This window comes from Sinorhizobium prairiense, from assembly GCF_029201645.2.
GTDB classification, from domain to species: Bacteria; Pseudomonadota; Alphaproteobacteria; order Rhizobiales; family Rhizobiaceae; genus Sinorhizobium; species Sinorhizobium meliloti_A.
On record NZ_CP104131.1, the window covers coordinates 1,879,479 to 1,905,349 of the forward strand.

A 25,871-nucleotide genomic window follows, 5' to 3' on the forward strand; every position below is an offset into this window, starting at 1 on the left:
GTTTAGATATGGCAACCTTCGTTCAGAAGCCTGCAGAGGTGGAGAAGAAGTGGATCATCATCGACGCCGAAGGCCTCGTTGTCGGTCGCCTCGCTTCCCTTATCGCAAACCGCCTGCGCGGCAAGCATAAAGCCACCTACACGCCGCATGTCGACGACGGCGACAACGTCATCGTCATCAATGCAGAGAAGGCCGTCCTCACCGGCAAGAAGTACACCGACAAGAAGTACTACTGGCACACCGGTTACCCCGGCGGCATCAAGGAGCGCACCGCGCGCCAGATCATCGAAGGTCGCTTCCCGGAGCGCGTCATCGAGAAGGCCGTCGAGCGCATGGTTCCGCGCGGCCCGCTCGGCCGTCGCCAGATGAAGAACCTGCGTGTCTACGCCGGCTCGAACCACCCGCATGAAGCACAGCAGCCGGCCGTCCTCGACGTCGCCAAGCTGAACAGCAAGAACACAAGGAGCGCCTGATAATGGCTGACCTTTCCGCTCTCAAGGAAATCGCCACGACCGCGGAACCGGCTGCTCCGGTTCACGTCAAGAAAGTCGACGCCCAGGGCCGCTCCTATGCGACCGGCAAGCGCAAGGACGCCGTCGCCCGCGTTTGGATCAAGGCCGGTTCCGGCAAGATCACCATCAACGGCAAGCCTTTCTCGGACTACTTCGCCCGTCCGGTTCTGCAGATGATCCTGCAGCAGCCGGTCGTCGCGGCAGCCCGTGACGGCCAGTTCGACATCGACGCGACCGTTGCCGGCGGCGGCCTTTCCGGCCAGGCCGGTGCCGTTCGTCACGGCATTTCCAAGGCCCTCACCTACTTCGAACCGGGCCTGCGCCCCGTTCTGAAGCGCGGCGGCTTCCTCACCCGCGACAGCCGCGTGGTCGAGCGCAAGAAGTACGGTCGTGCCAAGGCACGTCGTTCGTTCCAGTTCTCCAAGCGCTAATCGCTGGCAGACTGCACTTTCGAAGGCCGGGCTCGTCCCGGCCTTTTTTCATGTGAATCCATAGCGTCCCCGTGCACATGATTTTTGACGCCGGGCTCTTGCCTTGCCCCAATCGATTGGCCAACGTCCCGCACATCTGTCGGGAGAACAGCATGGCCAACAAGTCGATCGACCACGCGATCACTGCAAAATCACTGACGGCGGCGGCCTCCGATCCGACGCATGCCGGCATCCTTTCCTTCATGCGGCGGAAATACACCAAAGAGCTCAAGGGTGTGGAGGCGGTCGTCTGGGGAATCCCGTTCGATGCGGCGACGTCGAATCGCCCCGGCGCGCGCTTCGGGCCACAGGCGATCCGACGCGCATCGGCGATCTTCGACAACGATCCGCAATATCCGTTCCAGCGGGACCTGTTTGCCGACATGGCGACGATCGATTACGGCGATTGTCTGCTCGACTACGGCAACCATGCGAAGACTCCTCAGACGATCGAGCGCGAGGCGTCGAAAATCCTGAAGTCCGGCGCCTACCTGCTGACCCTCGGCGGCGACCACTTCGTCACCTATCCGATCCTCAGGGCCCATGCAGCCCTGCACGGACCCCTCGCCCTCGTCCAGTTCGACGCCCATCAGGACACCTGGCCGGACGAGAAAGGCCGCATCGATCATGGCTCCTTCGTCGGCCGCGCGGCACGCGAGGGACTGATCGACGTGGAACGCTCGATCCAGATCGGCATCCGGACGCATGCTCCGGACGATTGCGGCCTTCGGATCGTCTACGGCGGCGAGCTCGAGGAGATGCGCGCCGAGGAGATCGCCGATACCATTATCCGCCATGTCGACAGCCGCCCCGCCTATCTGACCTTCGATATCGATTGCCTTGACCCGGCCTTTGCGCCCGGCACCGGCACGCCCGTGGCCGGCGGCCCGTCAAGCGCAAAGATACTGTCGGTCCTGCGCAAACTCGGCGCGCTTCATATCGCCGGGAGCGACGTGGTCGAGGTGGCGCCTGCCTACGACCACGCGGACCTCACCGCCATTGCTGGCTCGACCATCGCCATGTATATGCTGGGCCTGCGTGCCGAGTGGCTGGCGGAGAGGCGCGGCTGATCGAAGCGGCGGCGCGCGCCCAAGAAATTGATTCAATTCTATGCCAGACTGATTCCGGAAACGCCGCTAACGGACTGCAGGAGCAGGAAAATCATGAAACCGAAGATCTTTATCGATGGCGAACACGGCACGACGGGCCTGCAGATCCGTGTGCGCATGGCCGGGCGTACGGATCTCGAACTCCTGTCCATTTCGGAAGCGGAGCGACGCAATGCAGCGATGCGCGAGGATCTTCTGAACAGCGCCGATATCGCCATCCTATGCCTGCCGGACGACGCCTCGCGGGAGGCCGTTGCCATGGTTGCCGGAAACAATCGCGTCCGCATCATTGATACGTCGACGGCGCATCGCGTCGCGCCCGACTGGGCCTATGGCTTTGCCGAGATGGACAAGGCGCAGCCCCAGCGGATCCGCGACGCGCGCCATGTCGCCAATCCCGGCTGCTACCCGACCGGAGCGATCGCCCTGATTCGCCCTCTGCGCCAGGCGGGCATCCTGCCGGACGGCTATCCCGTCACCGTCAATGCGGTGTCCGGCTATACCGGCGGCGGCAAGCAGATGATCGCGCAGATGGAGGACGACAAGAATCCGGACCACATCGACGCGCCGCATTTCCTCTACGGGCTTACGCTGAAGCACAAGCACGTGCCGGAAATGAAGATGCACGGGCTTCTCGAGCGCGCGCCGGTCTTCAGCCCTTCCGTCGGCAAGTTCGCGCAGGGGATGATCGTGCAGGTGCCGCTTTATCTCGAGGACCTGGCAGCCGGTGCAACGCTGGAAACGATCCATCGGGCCCTCGTCGACCATTATGCGGGACAGTCGATCGTTGACGTCGTGCCGCTTGAGGAGAGCGCCAAGCTCGCCCGGATCGATGCGACGGAGCTCGCCGGCAGCGACGCCATGAAGCTTTTCGTTTTCGGTACCCAGGGTGGAGCGCATGTCAATCTGGTCGCGCTGCTCGACAATCTCGGCAAGGGCGCCTCGGGCGCCGCCGTCCAGAACATGGACCTGATGCTGTCCGCCTGACACGGCGAGTCGAGACGAAAACCCCGGCAGCGTTCCTGCCGGGGTTTTCGTTCGTTCGATCGCAGGCAAATCAGTCGCGCATTTCTATCGCCGTGTCTGTCGGATAGGTGCCGACGAAACCGCGCCAATGGGCGATCGCGAAGCCGAGCACGACGAGGGCGCCGCCCTGATGCAATACGCCCCAGCCGATCGGTACCTGCAGAAGCAACGTCGTGATGCCGATTGCCGCCTGCACCGTCACCAGCGCGAACAGGAGTACCGAGCGGCGGGCATGTGTCGTCTCCGGCGCGGCGCGGAGGGATGCGATCATGTGCCAAAGCGCCAGTGCGAACAGCAGATAGGCGCCGAGACGGTGTACGAACTGCACCGTCTTCGGATTTTCGAAGAGATTGATCCAGGCGGGCTGCTGCTGCACGAACAGACCGCCCGGCACGATCGCCCCGTCCATCAGCGGCCAGGTGTTGTAGCTCAGACCCGCATCGAGACCCGCGACGATCGCGCCCAGATAGATCTGGACGAGGCTCATGATCGCGATGGCCGCCGCCATGCCTTGCGACCTTTTCGTCGGATGCGCGTCGTCGGAATGCGGACACAGCCCCCGGTAAATCCACATGCAGGCGGCAAAGATCAGGCAGGCGATGGTCAGATGCGTGGCAAGCCGGTACTGGCTGACTGCGGTCCGCTCCGCCAGACCGGAGGATACCATCCACCAGCCGATGAATCCCTGAAAACCGCCGAGCGCCAGGATTCCGAGAAGCGGCAGCCGCAGACGCCGCTCTATCCGCCCCGTGATCCAGAAGAAGAAGAGCGGCAGAGCGAAGATCACGCCGATGCCGCGCGCGAGCAGCCGGTGCGCCCACTCCCACCAGAAGATGGTCTTGAACTCGTCGACCGTCATGCCTTTGTTGATCTGCTCATATTGCGGAATGCGCTGGTAGAGGCGGAATTCCTCCTCCCATTCCTCCGCGGAGAGCGGCGGTATGACGCCGTGGACGGGTTTCCACTCGGTGATCGACAAGCCGGATTCGGTCAGTCGCGTAGCCCCTCCGACGAGCACCAGCGCAAACAGAGCGAAGAGAACGGCGGCAAGCCAGCCGCGGATCTGCCGGCGGTTGCGCTCGGTTCTGCCGATCTCTTTGAGCAGCATCTGTTCTGTTGCCAATTCGGCGTGGGCCATGGCACTTCCTCATCTGTCGCGGAAACGGTACCGCTATGCCGGCATTGCCGGTCAGGACGGTCTCAAAGCCGTTGATTTGCACCAGAGTGCCGTGCAAAACAAGGCCGAACCCTTTGCGGCATGCCGTCGCGGGCCGCCCGAGTGCCAACGCTGCCGCCACCGAAAGATCGAAAAATGCCCGTACGCCTCCGAAAACTGATCGGTACCGTCCTGCTCATCATCCTCGTCGTCGTCTACGCACTTGCGGCCGTTACCTTCGCTTCCCTGCTGCTCGGCGCGTCTCCCTGGTGGGTGCATCTGCTTTATTTCTTCTTCACCGGCCTGCTGTGGGTCCTTCCCGCCATGCTGATCATCAAATGGATGGAAAAACCCGCCGCCGATCACTGAGGTTTCCGGGCATGAGAATCGCGGTGATTTCCGATGTTCACGGCAACGACCTCGCGCTCGAGGCCGTGCTTGCCGACATCGACGCACAGGGCATCGACGAGATCGTCAATCTTGGCGATCATCTGAGCGGCCCGCTGAATGCCGCGCGGACAGCGGAGATCCTGATCCGCCGCCGTACCGCTGCGATACGCGGCAATCACGACCGCTATCTTCTCACGCTCGACCCTGCCCGCATGGGATTGTCCGACCGCTCCGCCCATGAAGAACTCGATGAGCGCCACCTCGACTGGCTGGCCGCTCTGCCGGCGACCCTCGTCTATCGGGACGCTCTCTTTCTCTGCCATGGCACGCCGACGAGCGACGAGGCCTATTGGATGGAAGCGCTGACGGGCGACGGCATCGTTCACATGGCGCGGCGCGCGGAGATCGAGCGCTTTGCCGACGACATCGAGCACCCCGTAATCCTCTGCGGCCACACGCATGTTCAACGTGCCCTGCGGCTTTCGGGCGGGCGGCTCCTGGTCAATCCGGGCAGTGTCGGATGCCCGGCCTATGGCGACGACCGGCCAGTCGCGCACAAGGTCGAAACCGGTTCGCCGGATGCCCGCTACGCCATCGTCGAGATGGCATCCGGCGACTGGAACGTCACCTTCCGCTGTGTCGGCTACGATCACATGGCGGCGTCGCTCCTCGCGGCCGAACGCGGCCGCGCCGAATGGGCAACGGCGCTCGCGACCGGGTTCCTCGACTGAATTCTACCGGCCGCCTTGCCTGCATTTCCAGCGGCCGCCTGTTCCGGCTTCATATTCCCCTAACCCTGTTGTCTGCCGGGCACGCGCGTGCCTGCCGGATTAATCAGATCTATCAGAATTCCCGTTTCAATGGCTGCATCACGCATGCGGATCGACAATGATGGCAAGTTCCGATTTCACCCTTTCGCCGGAAGCCAGCGCCGGGCGGTATCTTTCGGCCGGGAGCGTCGCCCGTGAAGGCAGCGGTGCCGGCCGGATCACCATCTCCGTCCACGCGGACATGGACGAGATCGAAGCGGAATGGCGCGTTCTTGACGGAAGCAGCGGCAATTCGCTGCACCAGAGCTTCGACTGGTGTGCGGCGTGGACAAAGACGCATGGCAGCGAACTGCTGATCGTTCGTGGCGCGGCTGGCAGGGAGCCGCTTTTTCTCCTCCCGTTCGAGATCGAACGCGGCCGGCTTTTCCGCGCGGCGCGCCTGATCGGCTCGGAGCACAGCAATCTCAACACCGGCCTGTTCGGCCCCGGCATCGACAATGCGCCCGCTGCGGAGCTCACGGCAGCGCTCACCGGCGGCATCGGTCGCCAGCTCCGCCGTTTCGCGGACGTGATCGTATTCGACCGGACGCCGCAGATCTGGCGCGGCGCGCCGCACCCCCTCGCCGCTCTGGCCGGCATCGAGAACCCGAACGCATCGTTCCAATTGCCGCTTCTCGGCACGATCGAGCACACACTCGCCCAGATCAATGCCAAGCGGCGGCGCAAGAAGATGCGCATATCCGAAAGGCGCCTCGCCGAGATCGGCGGCTATGATTATGTGATCGCTCGCGAAACGCAGGAGGCCCACGCCCTGCTCGAGACCTTCTTCCGCCAGAAAGCCGCCCGCTTCGAGACACTCGGCCTGCCGGATGCCTTTCGTGATGCCGAGACGCGCGCCTTTTTCCATGCGCTGATCGATGCCCGGGCGCCCGAGCCCCTCCTCGAACTCAATGCGATAAGACTGAGGGGCGAATATGCCGGCCGAATTCTCGCGGTCGCCGGTCTCTCACGCAAGGGCGACCACGTCATCTGCCAGTTCGGTTCGATCGACGAGGAAATCGCCGCGGACGCCAGCCCGGGCGAGTTGCTGTTCTACAGAATGATCGAGCGCCTTTGCACGGAAGGCGTCGCCGTCTTCGACTTCGGCATCGGCGACCAGCCTTACAAGCGGTCGTGGTGCACGGTGGAAACCCCGTTGCGCGACATCGTTCTGCCCCTCACGTTCCGCGGTCGGCTGGCCGCCGGCGGTTTCCGGGCAATCGCCGGGGCGAAACGGTTGGTCAAGGCCAACGAAACGCTTTATGCCTTCGTTCAACGGCAGCGGCAGCGACGGCAGACATCGGCTGCAAGCGCGGATGAACCGTGACGTTATGCAGCGCGGCGGTCGGGAAAATCGGGGCCGTCCTGCCCCTTCCCGGTCATCAGCACGACGTCGCGATATCCGGCTTCCCCGAAACTCAACAGCATCTCGACGATCTGGTCGTCGCTGATCGACGGTGCCGACAGAATGATCTCGGTGCCCTCGTGCCGTGCCACCTTGGCGACGGCCTCCGCATCGGCCGACCCGCATTCGATCAGGACGAGATCGTAGGCGTTGGCGAGCGCGTCGATGATGATCTGCAGCCGGTCGATGCCGCGCATCGCCGCATGAGGATCGGCGTCGCCATGGGGTATGATATGTGCTTGGGACAACCTGTCCGAGCGAATCGACTCGGAGAAGGCGACTTCGCCCATGAGCAGATTCGTAACCCCGGCAAGGTCCTGCGATTGTGCCATGAGCCGCGTCGGACAGGCCGAACCGGAAAGGTCGATCAGCACGACCTTCTGCTCGTCCTCGGCCAGAACGCGCGCCAGCATCACGGTGGCCGTCGATCCCTCGTCGCCGCCCGGGGATACCGAGACCGCAATCCGCACGCCATTGGAACGAAGATGTTCGGCCACCGACTCGATCGAAAAATCGTGCTTCGATGCCGCATTTCCATCGGCGTCGTTTTCCTCAGGCGCAGGTTCCGCCGGGACGAGGACAGGTGCGGGAATTTCTTCGACCACGCCAGCGACTGAAGGCATTTCTGCGGGCTGACCAGGGGCCGGTGCTTCGGGGAGCGAGACCGGCCTTAGCGCCCGGCCGCTGAAAAGTTCGCCAAGCATGACGACGACGCAACTGACCAGGAGGCTTGCAAAGGCAGCGGCGATCGTGATCGGCAGCACCTTCGGAAAGCTCTGGGCAGTCGGGACCACGGCGCGCGAAATCACGCGTGCATCGGCCGGAGTTGCGTTCGCAACGGTACGCGACGTCGCCTCGCGGTATCGGGCAAGATAGGTTTCGAGCAGTTGGCGCTGCGCCGTCGCCTCGCGCTCGAGCGCGCGGAGCCCGACCTCCTCCTCGCCCGCCTGCGCCGATTGCGCCTTGAGCGTGTTCATTTGCTGAACGAGCTGCTGCTCGCGCAGTTGGCCGACCTTCGCCTCATTTTCGAGGCTCGCAAGAATCTTCCGCGTCTCCGACCGGATCTGCCCCTCGATCCCTTCGAGCTGGGATTTGAGCCCCTTCAACCGCGGATGGCCGTCGAGCAGTGTCGTCGACAGGTCGGCGATCTGCGCCTGGACGTTGGCGCGGTTCTCCTTGAGACGCTGAATCATCGGCGAACCGACGATGTCGGCAAGCGTGTCCGCCGGACGGCCGTCGGCGAGCGCCGTCCGCATACCCTCGGCGCGTGCAGCCGTGTTCGCCCGCTCCGACCGCACCCGTGCAAGCTCCGTCGAAATGTCGGTAAGCTGGCGCGTGGCAAAATTCTGCGTCTCGCCGGTCGGAAGCAGGCCAGACTCGGCGCGGTAACCTGCGACCTTCGCCTCCGCCTCGCGCACCTTCTCGCGCAGGTTGGCGATCTCCGGCTCAAGCCAGCGGCTCGCCTCGGAGTTCGAGTCGAGCTTGGCTCCGCTCTGCAACGAAAGATAGACATTGGCCATTTCGTTCGGAATGGCGGCTGCGAGCTTCGGGTCCTTCGAGGTGAAGGCGATGGCGATCACACGCGATTTTTCGACCTGATAGACCTGCAGCTTCTCTTCGAACTCCTTCAGCACCCGTTCTTCCGGCGGCAAATCGAGAGGATTCTTCTTCAGACCCAGCATCACCAGGAGATCGGACGCGGCAGAAGGCCGTGCCGAGGGATCGAACTCGTCGAGTTCGTGAAGCTTCATGTTGCGCGCGACCTGCTTGATAAGGTCCGCCGAACGCAGGACCTGCACCTGGCTGAGGATGCCCGACTCGTCAAACATCCGGTCGGAGCCATTCTGCGAAACTTGATTGGTGCCGCTGAACTCGGGCTCACGCGACTCTATCAGAACGCGCGTTTCGCCCTCGTAATCGGGATCGACCATCTTGGCAGCCGCGAAGGCGACGGCAGCGGCCCCGACCGTGGCGAGCAGCACCCGCACGCGGCGTTGCCAGATGGCGCGAAAAAGCCCGCCGAGATCGATATCCACATCCTGCTGTCCGCCGATGCCCGACATGCCTGCACTCCAAAGCTTTCTCGTTTGGCGGGAAGGTAAACGAACATGGTAACCCAAGGGTTAATTTCCGCTGTAACCAGAGGGTGGCATGCGCCATGACGAGAAGGGCATTCGATGCGGGAAATTCTCGTGGTGGATTTACCGGCCATTAACCCTAACGGATCGATAACATCGGCCAACGGTGATCGTTTCCGGAGCCCCTGACCGCATGTCGACCGCAGCCAACAAGAGAACAAGCGTCTTCGCCGTCGCGATCCTGTCGGCGCTCGTCGGCGGTTGCACGAACTACCAGCCCGCCCCCAAGGGCTTCAGCCAGGCCACGGTTCAGCCCTATCGGCTGGACAGCGGCGATCGCCTGCGCATCAACGTCTTCGAACAGGCAAGCCTCAGCGGCAGCTACACGGTCGATCAGGCCGGCTATGTCGCCTTCCCGCTGATCGGGGCCGTTCCGTCGCGCGGGCATACGCTTCCGGAACTGGAGGGGATGATCGCGGCGAAGCTCCGCCAGGGCTTCCTCAAGGATCCGGACGTCACGATCGAGGTCGACCGCTACCGCTCCGTGTTCATCATGGGCGAAGTGGGACAGGCCGGCCAATACGCCTACGTTCCGGGGATGACGGTACAGAATGCGATCGCCGTCGCAGGCGGCTTCACGCCACGCGCCAACCAGGCGACCGCCGACATCACCCGCAAGATCAACGGCCGCATCATCACCGGACGCGTTCCGGTAACCGACCCGGTTCTCGCCGGCGACACCGTCTATATACGCGAACGACTGTTCTGATCGCCATGAGCGAACGCCCCTTGCGCATTCTGCATTGCTTCAGATCCCCGGTCGGCGGCATATTCCGGCACGTGCGCGACCTTGCCGAAGCGCATGCGGACGCCGGACATCAGGTCGGAATCCTTTGCGACAGCACCACCGGCGGGGCCCACGAGGACGCGCTCTTCGAAGAGGTTCGCCCGCATCTGGCGCTCGGCATCATCCGTGTTCCAATCCATCGTTCGATCGGGGCATCGGACGCCGCGGCGCTTTGGCGCGGCTACAAGGAAATCAGAAGTTTGCAACCGGATGTATTGCACGGCCACGGCGCCAAGGGCGGCGTGATGGCGCGCATCGTCGGTTCAGCCCTGCGGGTCAACAAGTATCGCGTAGCCCGCCTCTATTCGCCCCATGGGGGCAGCCTTCACTTCGAGCGCCGGTCCCTGGCTGGTTCGCTCATTCTGCGCGTCGAGCGCCTGCAGGAACGCCTGACCGACGCCCTCGTCTTCGTCTGTGAATACGAACGCCGCACCTACGGCGCCAGGGTCGGCCCTCCACTGGCGCGCAACGAGCTGATCTATAACGGCATCGACGATGCGGAATTCGAACCGGTCGAGACGGGCCCGGGCGCTGTCGATTTCCTCTATATCGGCATGATGCGGGACCTGAAGGGTCCCGATCTTTTTATCGAAGGATTTGCCGCAGCCGAAGAGATCGCCGGCCGCAGGCTTTCCGCCTTGATGGTCGGAGATGGCCCGCAGCAGCGGCAATACGAAGAAATGACCCTGCGCATGGGTCTCGCCGATCGCGTCCGGCTGCTGCCGGCAATGAGGGCGCGCGAGGCTTTCGCTCTGGCCCGCAAGGTCGTCATTCCCTCCCGCGCAGAATCCATGCCCTATATCCTTCTGGAAGCGCTCGCCGCCGGAAAGCCCGTAATCGCGACCCGCGTCGGCGGCATCCCGGAGGTTCTCGGGTCCGATAGCGAGGCGCTCGTCCAACCCGGCGATGCGGGGGCGCTTGCCCGCCTCATGGCAGACGCCATCCTGGACGCCGGCTGGGCTGCCCGGACGATGCCCGACGCGGACCGGTTCAAATCCCGCTTCGCCGCATCGGTGATGACCAGACACGTGATGCAGCTTTATCGAGACCTCACCGAGGAATCGCTTGTGCCGCAGGGGCGGCTGCGTACAACGTAAGCGTTTCTTAGTGGCTTTCTGCTATCCGGGCGAAGGACTTCAGCGCCGGAAAGCGACCATGAACCAGTTTGACAGGCCAGAGAGCTTCAACCCCGAAGCGCTTCGCAAGAAGGTCTCGGAGATCCGCAAGACCACCACCGAACAAAAGAACGGGACAGGGGGAAATGCGGGGCTCAACCCGCTGGCGAAGCAGATCGCCCTCCAGTTCCGTGCGGACACCTACACACCGGCGATGATCACCGGACTTATCCGGCTTCTCGACTTCTGCGCACTTTTTGCCATCGGCTACGGCATCAATGCACAATATGTCGCGCCGGCGCTGGAGCAACTGCCGGTCTATCTCCTCATCCTCGCCGGGGGGCCGGCGCTCGCCGTTGCCGCCATGCAGGTCGCCGACGCCTACCAGGTGCCGGCACTGCGCGCCTGGCTGAGGATGACGCCGCGCGTCCTCGGTGCCTGGACGGCTGCGTTCGGCGTGATTGCGCTTGGCCTTTTCTTTCTCAAATCGGGCCACCTCTATTCGCGGTTCTGGATCGGCGCATGGTTCCTCGCCGGCGGGTTTTTCCTCGTCGCGGAGCGCGCATTCATCGCCTATTCGATCCGTCACTGGTCGAGAAACGGCACCATGGAACGGCGAGCCGTCATCGTCGGTGGCGGGCAGCCCGCGAAGGACCTGATCCGGGAGATCGAGCATCAACCGGACAACGATATCCGCATCTGCGGGATCTTCGACGATCGAGACGAGCGCCGGTCCCCGAATGTGATTGCCGGCTATCCGAAACTCGGGACGGTGGACGAACTGGTCGAATTCGCCCGTCTCGCCCGCATCGACATGCTGATCATCTCGCTGCCGCTGACTGCGGAAAAGCGCATCCTCGCACTCCTCAGAAAGCTGTGGGTGCTTCCGGTCGACATCCGGCTCGCGGCGCACGCCAACAATCTCCGTTTCCGCCCACGCAGCTATTCGCATGTCGGGCAGGTCCCGATGCTCGACATCTTCGACAAGCCGATCGCCGACTGGGATTCCGTCGCCAAGCGCTGCTTCGATATCTTTTTCAGCCTCGTGGCGCTCGCTTTGCTCTGGCCCGTCATGCTCGCTGCCGCCGTCGCGGTGAAGGTCACCTCGCCCGGTCCGATCATCTTCAAGCAGCACCGCCACGGCTTCAACAACGAGACCATAGAGGTCTACAAGTTCCGCTCGATGTACACGCATATGAGCGACCCGACCGCGCGCAACGCCGTAACCAAGAACGATCCTCGCGTAACCCCCGTCGGACGCTTCCTGCGCAAATCTTCGATCGACGAATTGCCCCAGTTCTTCAATGTGCTGAAAGGCGAGCTCTCGCTCGTCGGGCCACGTCCCCACGCCGTGCTCGCGCAGACGAAGGACCGAACCTATTCCGATGTCGTCGAAGGCTATTTTGCCCGCCACCGCGTCAAGCCGGGAGTGACCGGCTGGGCACAGATCAACGGCTGGCGCGGTGAGATCGACAACGACGAAAAGATCCGATTCCGAACGGCATTCGACCTCTACTATATCGAGAACTGGTCGCTGCTGCTCGACCTGAAGATTCTCATCCTCACGCCGTTTCGGCTGCTGAATACGGAAAACGCCTATTGACCGCCGTCACCGCATCGCGGCCGGCTATCCTTCGCCCGCAGCTTGCCGCGATTTCGCTCGTCGGCTCCTGCCTGGTGACGATCGGCGTCTTCCTGTCCGGGTTCGTCATCGCCGAGCCCGCGCCCTGACGAGATCTTCATGGCGGGGCTCATCGGCCTCTGGGCGCTTTTCGGCCTCAGGATCTCCCGTGCCACGGCTCCGCTCACGGTCCTTCTCGCCCTGTTCATGATCGGCGGCATCCTGTCGCTGACGGTGATGGCCGACCTTGGGACCGGTCCGATGTATATGGCCGTTACCGGCTTCCTCTGCCTCACGGCGGTGTTTTTTGCGGCCATCATCGAAGAGAGCTACCAGCGCCTGCCGCTCATCCTCAACGCCTGGGTGGCAGCCGCAGTCATCACCGCCCTCCTCGGCATCCTCGGCTATTTCGGCGCGATACCGGGTGCGGCGAACTTCACGCTGTACGATCGGGCAAAGGGAGCGTTTCAGGACCCGAATGTCTTCGGACCGTTTCTCGTAGCCCCCACCCTCTACCTCCTTCACGGCCTGCTGACGCAGCAGATCAGCCGGGCGCCCTTGAAGATCGCCGGGCTGCTGGTGCTCACGCTCGGCGTGTTCCTCTCCTTCTCGCGGGCGGCCTGGGCTCTCGACCTCTTCTGCGTCGTCGCTTTCGTCTTCGTCATGCTGCTTAAGCAGCGCAGCGGTCTCTTCCGCCTCCGGATTCTCGTGCTGACCCTCTCCGGCGCCCTGTTCGTGGTGGCAGCACTCGTGGTCGCCCTGCAATCTGACCAGGTTGCCTCTCTCTTCTCGAGCCGCACGCAGCTCGTTCAGGATTATGACGGCGGACATCTCGGGCGTTTCGACCGGCACCGGATCGGCTTTTTGATGGCCATGGAAAAGCCGCTCGGCATCGGCCCCATGGTGTTCAGCACCATGTTCCCTGAAGACGAGCACAACGTGCTTCTGAAGAGCCTGACATCCTATGGATGGCTCGGCTTCGTCGCCTATGTCACGCTCATCCTCTGGACGCTGTCGCTCGGCTTCCGGTTTCTGCTGCTCGAGAGGCCGTGGCAACCATATCTGATGATCGCCTGGATCACGCTTATCGGCCATGTCGGCATCGGCAACGTGATCGACACCGACCACTGGCGCCATTTCTACCTGCTTCTCGGCATTCTCTGGGGTGCGCCGCGCTGGAATATCGCCATAGAAGGCAGATCCGTTCCGGAACGACCGCATGACCACGGGTAGCGAGCCGCTCGACGCCCCTCTGCGCCTGCTCGAGGTACTGGAACCCAGCGGCGGCGGGTCCGGGCGCCACTTTCTCGATCTCTGCCGCGGCATGCATGCGCGCGGTCATCATGTCGAAGCGATCTATTCTCCTGTTCGGGCCGAAGACGGTTTCGTGCGCGAACTCCAGGCACTCGGCCTTCCCGCCATTCACGCCGTCGGCATGTGCCGGGCGCCCGCCCCCTCCGACTGGTCCTGCTTTCGCGCCATAAATCGCATCATCCGCACTGCCGGGCCGTTCGACGTCGTTCACGGGCACAGTTCCAAGGCCGGAGCCCTGACGCGCCTGCGCCTGCCGGGAAGGCACGTACCGCGCGTCTACACGCCGCATGCCTTCAGGACGATGGATCCGACGCTCGGCCGCAGCGGCCGGATGATATACGGGGGCATAGAGGCGCTTCTCGCCCGTTTCTTCACCGATCATCTCGTCACCGTCTCCGGTGACGAACTCGCTCATGCGCTGTCGATCGGCATTTCGAGACAGGGCATGTCCGTCATCGTCAACGGCGTCGAGACCCCCTCGACCGGCATGGCGCAGACGGTGCGCGCCAGCTTCGGCATTCCACCTGACGCCTTCGTTTTCGGCTTCATCGGCCGGCTCTCGGCGCAAAAGGCCCCCGAGCGTCTCATCAATGCCTTCGGCAAGGCCGCGACGGCGATCAGGAACGGTCACCTTGTGCTGGTCGGATCGGGAGAATTGGAGGAAGAGGTCCGCGCCGCGATCGCCGCAAGCGGTTTGCAGAACCGCATCCATCTGACCTCGGCCTTTACGGGCCCTCAGGCGGTGCCCGCATTCGATCTCCTCGTCATGCCGAGCCGCTACGAGGCAATGTCCTATGTGATGCTCGAAGCCGCCGCCGCCGGCCGGCCGATCATCATTTCCGACGTCGGCGGAGCCAGAACGGCCGTCGATCACGGAGAGAACGGCTACGTCGTTCCGAACAGCGAGGACGCCTCACCGCTTGCAAAAGCGATGATAGCGGCAGCCGACCCGGATATATTTCGGTGCCTTGCCAGCGCGGCTTCGGCACGCCGGGACCGTTTTACACTGAAACGCATGCTCGACGAGACGGAAGAGGTTTACCGGCGAATGGCAGCGCAGCGGCGCCGACAGCAGCCATAGGATCGAATCAGCCCAGATTTGGCCACAGACGTTCAGTACATTCCATTACACTTTATTAGGCATTTATAATTCTATTTATATTGTATGGGGGCAATCATGGGACCGGTAACACTGGTACTAACGGTGTGCCTTATTTCGGCGCCCGAAAAATGCCGTGAGGAGCGCCTGCACCTGGAGATCCAGGAAACGTTGATGCAGTGCACGTTCCGCTCCGCAATGTATGTCAGCAACTGGTCGGGACAGCACCCAGCTCTTAGCGTCAAAAAATGGCGATGCGAGCTTTCAGTGGCGAACAGGAGCATCTAGGCGTCCTACGACGCACCGGACAGGCGAAAGAGGGACTCGGTGAGGCCGGCAGGGTTGATGGCCGGACGATGATCGAGGCGACGGCGGCAGCCCGCTCCAAACCGAAAAATGGCCTGACACAAATAGAGCTGCAGCGGGGGACTTGCTGCAGCTCCGGTCGCGACGTGTCATCTTCTAGCTGGGGCGCATTTGCCCTGTTCCATTCAAGGGAACCGCTTCGAACGTCGCTTGGACATATTGTACTCTCAGCGGAACAGGAATCAAGGGAAAGCGCCTGTTTTGCCAGCGCCGGGGCTCACGCTTTTCAAGGCTGGGAATGGCACTCGCCCCATGGCCCGAGGGCGATGTTCCTATAGCCGTGCCACCGCTTCCCGCCGACGGCATATCGGACCTTGGTCGGGTTTATCGATGGCAAAGGTCTTAGCCACGCCGTCGAGCGAAACCTTTCAGACCAATTGGAGTTGTCACCGTCGAGCGGCCCCCAGCCGCTTGGGTGAGTGATGACCTCAGAGCTGTAAAGATTGTCCCTTCTCCGCAGCTCTGAGGCTCCCACTCCCCAGCGCATTAGGAATTGATTGATGCAAGATAGAGACGACTACGCGTTGCCGGAGCAAAGTGCCTCACGCGACGAGAACAAGGATGCTGACACTCCAAAGAAAACGATGGCACAGCGGCGGAAGTCAGTTGGAGTGACCCGCGGAGCCGATCACAGTCGCCTGAAGGCCTTGGAGTATCTCGGCAGAAGGTGGTTGTCACATCGATGACAGAGTGAGAACAAGCGGGCTTACTCCCCCCGAAGCAAAAACACAAAGCGCCATTCGGAACCATCTTTGCAGCTGACCGTTAAAGCCCGTCTCCGGACGGAGCGGCAGCGTCCTTATCTCCTCCCTCGCCCCGAGGATGCTGCCACTTCCGGGCAACTTGAGCACACGCTGGTGCAGCTCGATCAACGCCGCAACCGAGCGCCGTCTTGAAGGAGATGGGGAGGAAGAGGGGCGACCGGTATCCGATCACCTATAACAGGCTCAAGATGCAGTGGAAACGAATCAGCGCGAAAACAAAGATCCAGGATTGCGCAAGGGCGCCTATCATATCGCATTGAAACCAAAGCGGAAAATGGTCGGAGCGGCGGGATTCGAACCCACGACCCCTTGACCCCCAGTCAAGTGCGCTACCGGGCTGCGCTACGCTCCGACCCGCTTGGTTACAAGCCCGCTCTCATTAGTCGGAACACACGCCCGGCGCAAGGGGGAAAATGGAGCTCGCCCATCACAGGAGGCCGCCGACTGTAGCGGAAGCGGCAAGACAACAGTTTTGTGATTTGGATCGATGTCCCGTGCTGGATAAACTGCGCCTGCAAACCACAGGAGAAGCCCGATGAAGAGCATCCTCGTACTTGCAGCCGCCTTCGCTTTATCGGCGACGGCAGCGTCAGCCGATTGCCTGGGCCATTCCAACACCACGGCATCGATCGACAAAGTCGACAAGGAGATCACGACCGCGAGCGTGGCAAAGGCCGAGCAGTCGACCTCTGACGATCTCCTCCTGAAACAGAAGAATGCACCGCAGTCGACGGAAGAAGCGGCCGAATAAGTTGATCACGACCGAGTTGGGCCTCGGCACTGCTTTCGAGGCCCCCTTCCCGTGTCTTCCCTACTACCGAACCTGATCGAGCAGACGCTTGCATTCGAGGAGGTCGTAGAGCGCTTCCTGCAGCAGCGCCCTGTCTTCCTTGCCGACCGACGTCTTGCCGACGGTTATCTCGGCATCGTCGCTTCCGGTGCCGAAAGAGAAGAAACGCCGGCTCGCCGGTGCCTTCGGACGGCCGACGATCTGGTCCTCCTCCGCCACGCCCGCCTTGGGCGGCGCCGGCTCTTCGTTGCTGGAAGCGGCAAGCGCCTCGACGGTCGCAAGATCCCCGCTCGCGATGGCGGCGACGAATTTGTTGCCGTTGGCTTTCAAAAGCTTCTGCACACCCTTGATCGTATAGCCGTGATCGTAGAGGAGGTGGCGGATGCCCTTGAGCAGGTCGACATCCTCGGGGCGATAATAGCGGCGCCCGCCACCGCGCTTCATCGGCTTGATCTGCTGGAACCGGGTTTCCCAGAAACGAAGCACGTGTTGGGGGAGATCGAGTTCGTCCGCAACCTCGCTGATGGTGCGGAAAGCATCCGGGCTTTTCTCCATGTGGTCCCCATCTCCATAAGGCGCGTCGGGATCTGAACCGATTCCTGCGACGTGTTTACGTCCTCTGTCTGCGTATCCGCCATCCAAATCGCCGCTAGGACCAGCGCTTTCAGTGTTTCATGGAAAGACTGAAACCCTCTAAGTCCTTGAAGCTCCGCACTTCCGTACGGAAAACCGCTAAGCACTTTCCCGGCAATGCTTCGGGCGGCGCTTGCTCGCCGCGCAAGATCGGCTACGCGACGCACGGATCGTCAGGCGATGATTACACGAATCATGCCTATTTCAATGGCTTATGGATGGGTTTTCAACCACATTTGTGGTGGTCAACGGCGCTTCAGCCGGCCGGGTTGGACGGTTTCAACTTGGACTTGCGGCTCAGATGCGCCTTCAGGACCCGCTGCTTCAGGACATTCGAAGCCTTGAAGGTCATCACCCGGCGCGGAGAAATCGGCACTTCCTCGCCGGTTTTCGGGTTCCTGCCGATGCGCTCGTTCTTGTCGCGCACCTGAAACGTTGCGAAAGAAGACAGCTTCACGCTCTCGCCACGCACGATTGCGTTGCAGATCTCGTCGATGACAGTTTCCACGAGTTCGGCGGACTCCGTGCGAGACAGACCCACCTTGCGAAAAACCGATTCAGCCAAGTCTGCCCGCGTTACTGTTTTTCCGCTCATCTTCCCCCACCGATGTCTGGCATGCCGATCAGCGATTGAAGACTATTGCCCTTGTCTTTTCCGGTCAAGCGCCTGCCGTAATTCATTATTTTCTTACCAGCGTAGAAGAACGGAGCCCCAGGTGAAGCCCCCGCCCATCGCTTCGAGCATTACGAGATCACCCTTCTTGATCCGGCCGTCGGAGGCGGCGGCATCAAGGGCAAGCGGAATCGACGCCGCGGAGGTGTTGCCATGCAGATCGACGGTAACCACAACCTTTTCGAGAGGGATGCCGAGCTTCTTGGCCGAGCCGTCGATAATGCGGCGGTTGGCCTGGTGCGGAACCAGCCAATCGATGTCGTCGGCGGTCGTCCCGGTTGCCTCGAAAGCCGCCTCGATCACGTCGGTGATCATGCCGACCGCATGCTTGAAGACCTCGCGCCCTTCCATCCGGAGATGGCCGACGGTGCCCGTCGTGGACGGCCCGCCGTCGACATAGAGCTTGTCACGGTGGGCGCCGTCAGAGCGCAATTGCGCCGTCAGAACGCCTCGATCAGCCTTCGTGCCGGCCCCCTCCTGCGCCTCCAGGACGATCGCACCGGCGCCGTCGCCGAAGAGCACACAGGTCGTCCGGTCGGTCCAGTCTAGAAGTCGCGAGAAGGTCTCGGCGCCAATGACCAGCGCGCGTTTGGAGAGACCGCCGCGAATATAGGCGTCAGCCGTCGCGACCGCGTAGACGAAGCCGGAACAGACCGCCTGCATATCGAAAGCCGCACCGTGCCGCATGCCGAGGCGGTTCTGGATGTTCACCGCGGTTGCAGGGAAGGTATTGTCCGGAGTGGAGGTCGCGACGATGATCAGGTCGATGTCGTCGGGCGTCAGCTCGGCTTTCGCGAGCGCCGCACGCGCCGCCGCCTCGCCGAGAGAGGCGCTCGTCTCCTCCTCGCCTGCGATATAGCGCTGGCGGATGCCGGTCCGCTGCACGATCCATTCGTCGGACGTGTCGACCTTGGATTCGATTTCCTTATTGGTCATCACTCGCTTCGGCAGTGCTGCCCCGAAGCCGCGCACGACAGAACGGATCATCTACTCAAACCTCATCATTCATGCCCGCGGAAGGGCTTCGGACGGCTGGGCGCCATGATACCGTGCCAGATCGGTCTCGATCTTCGCCTTCAGGCCGTTCTTCACCATATCGTATCCGACGTCGATGGCCGCGGCGAAGCCCTCGGCATCCGCGCCACCATGGCTCTTGATAACGATGCCGTTGAGACCGAGGAAAACCCCGCCATTGACCTTTCGCGGATCCATCTTCTCGCGGAGCCGGTCGAAGGCTCCCTTGGCGAAGACATAGCCGACCCTTGCAAGAAGCGTGCGCGACATCGCGGCGCGCAGATATTCGGCGATCTGACGCGCCGTCCCCTCTGCTGCCTTCAGCGCGATATTACCGGAAAAGCCCTCGGTCACCACGACATCGACGGTGCCGCGGCCGATATCGTCGCCTTCGACGAAGCCGTAATATTCGATCCCCTCGACGTCGGCCTCACGGATCAGGCGCCCGGCCTCCTTTACCTCTTCCTGGCCCTTGATCTCCTCCACGCCGACATTTAGAAGGCCGACGGAAGGACGCTCAACTTCGAAGAGCGCCCGGGCCATTGCGCCGCCCATCAGGGCGAAATCCATGAGTTGCTGCGCGTCCGCGCCGATCGTAGCGCCGACGTCGAGAACGATGCTTTCGCCCTTCAGCGTCGGCCAGATGGCGGCGATCGCCGGCCGCTGAATGCCCTGCATCGTCCTCAGACAGAAAACCGACATCGCCATCAGGGCGCCGGTGTTCCCGGCCGAGACGACCACATCCGCTTCGCCGGCGTTGATCGCGTCGATAGCCTTCCACATGCTCGATTTGCCGCGTCCGCGCCGAAGCGCCTGGCTCGGCTTTTCGTCCATGCCGACGGCAATCTCGCAATCATGGAACGTGCTGCTCGCCTTGAGCTTCGGGTGCTTGGCGAGCAGTTCCACGCACCGCGCTTCCTGGCCAAAAAGAACGAACTTTATGTCCGGGTGACGTTCGAGCGCTCTCGCTGCGCCCGGGATGACGACTTCAGGACCATAGTCGCCTCCCATCACGTCAAGTGAAATTCTGACCACGCGTGTCTTATCCTTTTTTCCCGCCACGCAACATGTTTCGCCCCTCAAGCATCAAGCGGCGGCGATCCATGTTCCTTCTGAAGTGGGGCCGGCATGCAATGTCTCGGCGTAGCGGCCCCCTTGGCTGGAGTCGGGCCAAAATACTGCTTTTCGTCGGCGTGACAACCGAATTGTAAGCCGGGGCTCAGCCGTTTCAATCCTTTTTCCAGTCCTTCAGCACCGCGAACGGGTTCGGCCGTTCGTCGTCCGCGGCGGAGCTTTCGATGCGTTCGCCGAAAGCGGCGCCCGGCTTGCGCGGATAGGGATCGATGGCGAGCGCGACGTGCTCGCTGACGACCACGCCGGCATCGATCGTATCGCCTGTGAAGGTATCTGGCAGGTCGGGTCCGTCCGGATCGACGATCATCTCGCCGCCGTCGGCGTCGGCCTGCCGCGCGAGACGTGATCCCTCGGGTACGAGGATCGCATCCACCGGTTCCCGGATATCAGACTCGACCGGCTCGAGCGTCACGACGCAGGACTGGACGATATGCGCACGAACCTCGCCCTTGATCTTCACACCGTCCTTTTTCCAGCGCGCAATCTGCAGGTCGGCGGCAAGGGAAGAGACGCCTTCCACGCGCCAAAGCTCGGCAAGAGCCCGCAGTTCGGCATCGTTCGCCGACATATGCACGGTCACAGGATTTGCCGAAATATGCCCCACCTTCACCGGGTAGGAGAATGCCGGTTTGCTCTCTTGCTTCATGTTCAGGTCCTTCCTCGCGCCGGCACCGCTGCAGGGCGGCGGTCGGCGCGCTGCCATTTGATCGACGAACGATCGCGGCGCTTTTACGTTCCGGCCGGGGATGCGCAACTGACCCGTCTCGACGGCCTCTTCCGTGGTATCCGAGAGTACGGACTCGACCGCAAGGAGGTAGGAGGCGAGGCCCTGCATGGACGGCGCGTCCTCTACGTCGGCGTGGAAATTGCGCCGCAATGCGGCCGCCAGTGCGCCGGCGTCGCGTCCTTCAAGGGCCGCCGCGTAGGATTCGAGGCGGCCGTAGAACATGCCGGCAAGTTTCTTCATCTTCTTCGGCACGCTCATGTCGCCGACGCCGAGCTCGCGGATGGAATGGTCGACATCCTCGAAGAAGGCGTCGACAATCTCCTGCGCGATCTCCTGGCCGGCTCGCGCCGAGCTGCGCGTGCGGCGGAAATAAAGGATCAGAATCGCCGACAACATCTCGAAGCGCCCCATGACCGTGTCGGGCACATCGAGGTCGGTATAGAGAAACGGTTGGCGCGCCGCCGCGGTCAGTGCCGCATATTGGCGCTTCACAATCGCAATATTGCCGCTTTTTTTCTTGAACAGTCCAAAAATCATCACAGAGGCCGGCTGGCTTTCTCGAAATCAGGGGCAAGCGCCCATGATCATGTTGCATGATAGCCGAAGCTGGTTTACCGAAGCGGGCACGAATTGCAATGGCCGATCTGCCAATCGTTACTCCAGGGGAGCAGTCCTTGACGAAGCGGTATTTGACGACAAACCTCAAAGTCCTGGGCCGTGCCGTGCTCGTGGCTTCCCTGTGTACTACCGCCCTTTCCGCCTGCATGTCCGCGAATGTGGGTGAAGTCCTGCATCAGGGCTATGTCGTCGACCAGGAAACGCTGGCACTCGTGCCGGTCGGATCGAGCCGCGAGCAGGTGCTGCTTTCGCTCGGCACGCCTTCGACCACCGCGACATTCGACAATGAGGTGTTCTACTACATCTCCCAGACCCGCAAACGGCCGGTCGCCTTCATGAAGCCGAAGATCATCGATCAGTCCATCCTCGCCGTCTATTTCGACAAGGAAGGCACCGTCAGCCAGCTCGCGCACTACACGTTGAAGGACGGGAAGGTCTTCGACATGCTGTCGCGAACGACGCCGACCGGCGGCAAGGAATCGAGCTTCCTCGGCCAGCTCCTGAGCGGCCCCGGCGCCGGACAGGCCGCCGCGCGCAACCTGTTCAAGGACTTCGGCAAGTAACCGAGCCGCAACGGATCAAAAAAGGCCCGCGAGACCAGGTCCCGCGGGCCTTCTGTTTTTCAAGACGCCTGCGTCAGGCCAGGACGGCGAGCAGGAGAAGGGCCACGATATTGGTGATCTTGATCGCGGGGTTGACCGCCGGACCGGCGGTATCCTTGTAGGGATCGCCGACGGTGTCACCCGTCACCGAGGCCTTGTGCGCTTCGGATCCCTTCATGTGGCGCGTGCCGTTGCGGTCGACGAAGCCGTCTTCGAAGCTCTTCTTGGCATTGTCCCAGGCACCGCCGCCGGACGTCATCGAGATGGCCACGAAAAGGCCGTTGACGATCACGCCGAGGAGCGAGGCACCGAGCGCCGCGAAGGCGGACGCCTTCGAGCCGGAGATCAGCAGCACGCCGAAATAAACGACGATCGGCGCCAGCACCGGCAGCAGCGACGGGATGATCATTTCGCGGATCGCCGCCTTCGTCAGCATGTCGACGGCCCGGCCATAGTCCGGCCGATCCTTGCCTTCCATGATGCCGGGCTTTTCCTTGAACTGACGACGAACCTCCTCGACGACGGCGCTCCCGGCACGGCCGACGGCGGTCATTGCGATGCCGCCGAAGAGATAGGGGATGAGACCGCCGAAGATCAGCCCGGCGACGACGTAAGGATTGGACAGATCGAAGGAGATCGTCCCCACGTCGGCGAAATAGGGATGCTTGTCGCCATTGGCGGCGAAATAGGCAAGGTCGTTGGAATAGGCCGCGAAGAGTACCAGGGCACCAAGCCCCGCCGAACCGATCGCATAACCTTTGGTCACGGCCTTGGTGGTGTTGCCGACGGCGTCCAACGCGTCGGTCGACTTGCGGACCTCGGGCGGCAGATGCGACATCTCGGCAATCCCGCCGGCATTGTCGGTCACGGGACCGAAGGCGTCGAGCGCTACGATCATGCCGGCAAGACCGAGCATGGCGGTCACGGCGATGGCCGTCCCGAAGAGGCCGGCGAACTGGTAGGTCGCGATGATGCCGCCGACGATGACGATTGCCGGCAAGGCCGTCGATTCGAGGGACACGGCGAGACCCTGGATCACGTTGGTGCCGTGGCCGGTGACCGAGGCCTGCGCGATCGAGTTCACAGGCCGCTTGTTCGTCCCCGTATAATATTCGGTGATCACGACGATCAGCGCGGTGACGATAAGGCCGATGATGCCGCAGAGAAACAGATTCCAGCCGGTGATGTCCATGCCCGCGACCGTTCCGATCGAACCCCATCCGATCGTCAGCGATGTCGCCGCGCCAAGGCCGAGGATCGACAGAGCGCCCGTAACGATCAGCCCGCGATAAAGCGCGCCCATGATCGAGGCGTTGGCGCCGAGCTTGACGAAGAAGGTGCCGATGATCGAGGTGATGATGCAGGCCGCGCAGATCGCCAGAGGATAAGTCATGACGGTTGCGAGCATCGGGGTCCCTGCGAAGAAGATCGATGCAAGCACCATCGTCGCAACGACGGAAACCGCATAGGTCTCGAACAGGTCGGCGGCCATGCCGGCGCAGTCGCCGACATTGTCGCCGACGTTGTCGGCGATCGTCGCCGGGTTGCGCGGATCGTCCTCGGGGATACCCGCTTCCACCTTGCCGACGAGGTCGCCGCCGACATCGGCGCCTTTCGTGAAGATGCCGCCGCCGAGACGGGCAAAGATCGAAATCAGCGACGCCCCGAAGCCGAGCGCGACAAGCGCATCGATGACCTCGCGCGCGGCCGGCTCATGCCCCAGGCCTGCGGTGAGTATGAGATAGTAGACCGAGACGCCCAGGAGGGCGAGGCCGGCCACCAGCATGCCGGTGATTGCACCGGATTTGAATGCGATGTCGAGACCGGAGGCGAGGCTGACCGAGGCGGCCTGGGCCGTACGGACGTTGGCCCTGACCGAAACATGCATGCCGATGAAGCCTGCGGCACCCGAGAGCACCGCACCGATAAGGAAGCCGATGGCGGCTGCACCCGACAACAGGACCCATGCGGCGATGAAAACGACGACGCCGACGATGGCGATGGTTGTGTACTGACGCGTGAGGTAGGCCTGCGCCCCCTCTCTGATAAAACCTGCGATTTCTTGCATGCGGGCATTCCCCTGGTCGGCGGCAAGCACCGACCTTGTCGCCCAGATGGCATAGACCACCGAAAGCAACCCGCATGCGATAACGCCCAACAATATGGTCATTTCGCACTTTCCTCCGTTACAACCTGCGGGCTCATCCCTGCCGCAGGCCCCTCTCCGCGAATCACACGCCGCCTCCTCAAGCGACGCGTTTTCGCGGCGCGGCCAGAGTGCTGTTGCCGATGTGGATCGTCAAGCCCCTGAAATTGCCCGCATGCCGGCCTTTTCAGGGTCCGGGAGGCATTCGGATAAAACCGGCTTTCAGGCGGTGGCTTGCTTGCCCGCGCGCATGAGCGGGAGAAGGAGAAGAAGGCAAAAACCGGCCACTGGCCAGACAACCGCGCTCAGCATGTCCCAACCATAGGCGGAAAGCACCTTGCCGGACGCGAAGGAAGAACAAGCGACGGCTGAGAAGAGAACGATGTCGTGAAAGCCCTGGACCTTGTCTGCCTCATGCGGCCGGTAACTCTGCGCGACGATCGCCGTGGAGCCGATGAAACCGAAATTCCAGCCGAGGCCGAGCAGCGACAACGCCCCCCAGAAATTCCAGAGTGCGACACCGAGGTGAGCCACGGCAGCGCAGGCCATCAGCAGGAGGAGACCGCATGCGACGATGCGTTCGGCGCCGAAGCGGCTGATCAGCCAGCCCGTCACGAAACTCGGAGCGAACATCGCAAGCACGTGCCATTGGATTCCGAGCGTCGCGAGATCGCTCGAAAAGCCGCAGCCGACAACCATGGCAACGGGCGCGCCCGTCATCATGAAGGTCATCAGGACATAGCTGGAAATCCCGCAGATCATTCCCGTCATGAAACGCTGGCTGCCCGCAATCTCGCGCAGCGGACGCGCGGGAGGCTGCTCATGATGGGTCGATGCCGATGTGTGGTCCGGCAGCCGTAGCGGCACGAAGAAGAAGAGCGCGACGAGGCAGACCGGTACGAGAGCGACGAAAGCGCCCGCGAACCACACGGGCGCAAAGTAATCGCCCGCGAAGATGACGATCTGCGGTCCGAGGATCGCCGAGACGATGCCGCCTCCCAGGATCCAGGAAATCGCCTTGGCCTTGTAGAAGGAGGGCGAGGCGTCGGCTGCGGCAAAGCGGAGCTTCTGCGTAAAGCCGTTGGAAGCGCCGAGCACGGCGAGGCCGCAGGCGAAGAACCAGAAACTCTCCCGGAAAAGGGCAGCCATGGCGAGCACGCCGCCGAGCGCAGCGATCGACGCACCGGCGATGAAGGCGAAGCGCCGGCCAACGAGTTCGCGACAACACCGCAACGAGCACGACGCCGAGCGCCATGCCGAGATTGTAGGCGGTGAGCGGCGCCGTCGCGAGCGACTTGTCTTCGCCGAGCAACTGGTGGCCGGCAACCCCGCCGACGGCAAAACTGATCGGCCCGACAACGCCGAGCAGTGCCTGCGCCACGGTAAGCAACTGCACGTTGCGACGCGCCTCGCGGAGGACCGTTCGGATTTCTGCCGGCTCGGTGGCCATCCG

General features: G+C 62.6%; 23 protein-coding genes, 1 tRNA gene and 3 pseudogenes. 16 read left to right on the plus strand and 11 right to left on the minus strand.

What is annotated here, in order from left to right; genetic code table 11:
* Positions 1-8: 8 nt before the first annotated feature.
* The 4 genes from rplM to argC all read left to right on the plus strand — a co-directional run bounded on the left by rplM (position 9) and on the right by argC (position 3,078).
* Entirely contained in the window at positions 9-473 is a 465-nt protein-coding gene (gene rplM / locus N0Q91_RS11740) for a 50S ribosomal protein L13 (protein ID WP_018094825.1), read from the plus strand.
* Positions 474-475: 2 nt separating this feature from the next.
* Entirely contained in the window at positions 476-943 is a 468-nt protein-coding gene (gene rpsI, locus N0Q91_RS11745) for a 30S ribosomal protein S9 (RefSeq protein WP_003529231.1), read from the plus strand.
* A 152-nt stretch (positions 944-1,095) separates the two neighbouring features.
* Positions 1,096-2,052 carry an agmatinase gene (gene speB / locus N0Q91_RS11750; RefSeq protein WP_275596470.1) on the plus strand — a complete coding sequence of 319 codons (957 nt, stop codon included), beginning with the start codon at positions 1,096-1,098 and terminating at the stop codon, positions 2,050-2,052.
* Between the two features lie 93 nt (positions 2,053-2,145).
* Positions 2,146-3,078 carry an N-acetyl-gamma-glutamyl-phosphate reductase gene (gene argC, locus N0Q91_RS11755; RefSeq protein ID WP_275596471.1) on the plus strand — a complete coding sequence of 311 codons (933 nt, stop codon included), beginning with the start codon at positions 2,146-2,148 and terminating at the stop codon, positions 3,076-3,078.
* A 70-nt stretch (positions 3,079-3,148) separates the two neighbouring features.
* Here the strand turns inward: argC and N0Q91_RS11760 are convergent, their stop codons facing one another.
* Positions 3,149-4,255: a COX15/CtaA family protein gene (locus N0Q91_RS11760; RefSeq protein ID WP_275596472.1), complete on the minus strand. Its 1,107-nt coding sequence runs from the start codon at positions 4,253-4,255 to the stop codon at positions 3,149-3,151.
* A gap of 174 nt (positions 4,256-4,429) precedes the next feature.
* On the opposite strand from N0Q91_RS11760, the gene N0Q91_RS11765 reads away from it, so the two are divergent.
* The 3 genes from N0Q91_RS11765 (at position 4,430) to N0Q91_RS11775 (ending at position 6,799) form a co-directional block, all read left to right on the plus strand.
* Entirely contained in the window at positions 4,430-4,642 is a 213-nt protein-coding gene (locus tag N0Q91_RS11765) for a DUF2842 domain-containing protein (RefSeq protein WP_003529239.1), read from the plus strand.
* 11 nt (positions 4,643-4,653) lie between these two features.
* Positions 4,654-5,394 carry a metallophosphoesterase family protein gene (locus tag N0Q91_RS11770; RefSeq protein WP_275596473.1) on the plus strand — a complete coding sequence of 247 codons (741 nt, stop codon included), beginning with the start codon at positions 4,654-4,656 and terminating at the stop codon, positions 5,392-5,394.
* Between the two features lie 157 nt (positions 5,395-5,551).
* Positions 5,552-6,799 (plus strand): GNAT family N-acetyltransferase, encoded by a 1,248-nt coding sequence (locus N0Q91_RS11775; protein ID WP_275596474.1) that lies wholly within the window; start codon positions 5,552-5,554, stop codon positions 6,797-6,799.
* Between the two features lie 2 nt (positions 6,800-6,801).
* On the opposite strand, the gene N0Q91_RS11780 is transcribed toward N0Q91_RS11775, so the two are convergent.
* On the minus strand, positions 6,802-8,940 hold the full coding sequence (locus N0Q91_RS11780; protein WP_275596475.1) for a GumC family protein: 2,139 nt from the start codon (positions 8,938-8,940) through the stop codon (positions 6,802-6,804).
* Between the two features lie 208 nt (positions 8,941-9,148).
* Between N0Q91_RS11780 and N0Q91_RS11785 the strand changes: the two genes are divergently transcribed.
* From N0Q91_RS11785 to N0Q91_RS11815, 7 genes and pseudogenes are all read left to right on the plus strand, one after another.
* Positions 9,149-9,724 carry a polysaccharide biosynthesis/export family protein gene (locus N0Q91_RS11785; RefSeq protein ID WP_018094818.1) on the plus strand — a complete coding sequence of 192 codons (576 nt, stop codon included), beginning with the start codon at positions 9,149-9,151 and terminating at the stop codon, positions 9,722-9,724.
* Positions 9,725-9,729: 5 nt separating this feature from the next.
* Positions 9,730-10,899, plus strand: a complete 1,170-nt coding sequence (locus N0Q91_RS11790) for a glycosyltransferase family 4 protein (protein ID WP_275596476.1) — start codon at positions 9,730-9,732, stop codon at positions 10,897-10,899.
* 58 nt (positions 10,900-10,957) lie between these two features.
* A complete protein-coding gene (locus N0Q91_RS11795; RefSeq protein ID WP_275596477.1) occupies positions 10,958-12,520 on the plus strand; it encodes an undecaprenyl-phosphate glucose phosphotransferase in 1,563 nt (520 codons plus the stop codon).
* Positions 12,517-13,761, plus strand: a pseudogene (locus N0Q91_RS11800) (O-antigen ligase family protein). Before N0Q91_RS11795 ends, N0Q91_RS11800 begins: the two are co-directional and overlap by 4 nt.
* On the plus strand, positions 13,758-14,933 hold the full coding sequence (locus N0Q91_RS11805) for a glycosyltransferase family 4 protein (protein ID WP_275596478.1): 1,176 nt from the start codon (positions 13,758-13,760) through the stop codon (positions 14,931-14,933). Before N0Q91_RS11800 ends, N0Q91_RS11805 begins: the two are co-directional and overlap by 4 nt.
* 96 nt (positions 14,934-15,029) lie before the next feature.
* Complete coding sequence (locus N0Q91_RS11810; RefSeq protein ID WP_018094813.1) at positions 15,030-15,239, plus strand: hypothetical protein; 210 nt, start codon at positions 15,030-15,032, stop codon at positions 15,237-15,239.
* 578 nt (positions 15,240-15,817) lie between these two features.
* Positions 15,818-16,003, plus strand: coding sequence for a hypothetical protein (locus N0Q91_RS11815; RefSeq protein ID WP_345774908.1), 186 nt, complete (start codon positions 15,818-15,820; stop codon positions 16,001-16,003).
* Between the two features lie 353 nt (positions 16,004-16,356).
* On the opposite strand, the gene N0Q91_RS11820 is transcribed toward N0Q91_RS11815, so the two are convergent.
* Positions 16,357-16,433 (minus strand) — tRNA-Pro (locus N0Q91_RS11820).
* Between the two features lie 183 nt (positions 16,434-16,616).
* On the opposite strand from N0Q91_RS11820, the gene N0Q91_RS11825 reads away from it, so the two are divergent.
* Positions 16,617-16,832, plus strand: coding sequence for a hypothetical protein (locus tag N0Q91_RS11825; RefSeq protein WP_275596479.1), 216 nt, complete (start codon positions 16,617-16,619; stop codon positions 16,830-16,832).
* 63 nt (positions 16,833-16,895) lie between these two features.
* On the opposite strand, the gene N0Q91_RS11830 is transcribed toward N0Q91_RS11825, so the two are convergent.
* The 6 genes and pseudogenes from N0Q91_RS11830 to N0Q91_RS11855 form a co-directional block, all read right to left on the minus strand.
* Entirely contained in the window at positions 16,896-17,426 is a 531-nt protein-coding gene (locus N0Q91_RS11830; RefSeq protein ID WP_100672167.1) for a MerR family transcriptional regulator, read from the minus strand.
* 334 nt (positions 17,427-17,760) lie between these two features.
* Positions 17,761-18,099, minus strand: a complete 339-nt coding sequence (locus tag N0Q91_RS11835; protein WP_003529278.1) for an integration host factor subunit alpha — start codon at positions 18,097-18,099, stop codon at positions 17,761-17,763.
* Positions 18,100-18,192: 93 nt separating this feature from the next.
* On the minus strand, positions 18,193-19,164 hold the full coding sequence (locus tag N0Q91_RS11840) for a beta-ketoacyl-ACP synthase III (RefSeq protein ID WP_275596480.1): 972 nt from the start codon (positions 19,162-19,164) through the stop codon (positions 18,193-18,195).
* Between the two features lie 18 nt (positions 19,165-19,182).
* Positions 19,183-20,226 carry a phosphate acyltransferase PlsX gene (plsX, locus tag N0Q91_RS11845; protein ID WP_275596481.1) on the minus strand — a complete coding sequence of 348 codons (1,044 nt, stop codon included), beginning with the start codon at positions 20,224-20,226 and terminating at the stop codon, positions 19,183-19,185.
* A 193-nt stretch (positions 20,227-20,419) separates the two neighbouring features.
* Positions 20,420-20,971: a YceD family protein gene (locus tag N0Q91_RS11850; protein WP_275598122.1), complete on the minus strand. Its 552-nt coding sequence runs from the start codon at positions 20,969-20,971 to the stop codon at positions 20,420-20,422.
* A 96-nt stretch (positions 20,972-21,067) separates the two neighbouring features.
* Positions 21,068-21,589: pseudogene (locus tag N0Q91_RS11855) on the minus strand (ubiquinol-cytochrome C chaperone family protein); the annotation flags it as partial.
* A gap of 137 nt (positions 21,590-21,726) precedes the next feature.
* Here N0Q91_RS11855 and N0Q91_RS11860 point away from each other — a divergent pair.
* The gene (locus N0Q91_RS11860) at positions 21,727-22,233 is read left to right on the plus strand and encodes an outer membrane protein assembly factor BamE (protein WP_018094732.1); all 507 of its coding nucleotides are present in this window, start codon (positions 21,727-21,729) and stop codon (positions 22,231-22,233) included.
* Between the two features lie 73 nt (positions 22,234-22,306).
* Here N0Q91_RS11860 and N0Q91_RS11865 read toward each other — a convergent pair whose 3' ends face one another.
* Together N0Q91_RS11865 and N0Q91_RS11870 are read right to left on the minus strand one after the other, a co-directional pair.
* Positions 22,307-24,442 carry a sodium-translocating pyrophosphatase gene (locus N0Q91_RS11865; RefSeq protein WP_018094731.1) on the minus strand — a complete coding sequence of 712 codons (2,136 nt, stop codon included), beginning with the start codon at positions 24,440-24,442 and terminating at the stop codon, positions 22,307-22,309.
* Between the two features lie 198 nt (positions 24,443-24,640).
* Positions 24,641-25,868, minus strand: a pseudogene (locus N0Q91_RS11870) (MFS transporter).
* Positions 25,869-25,871 lie beyond the last annotated feature (3 nt).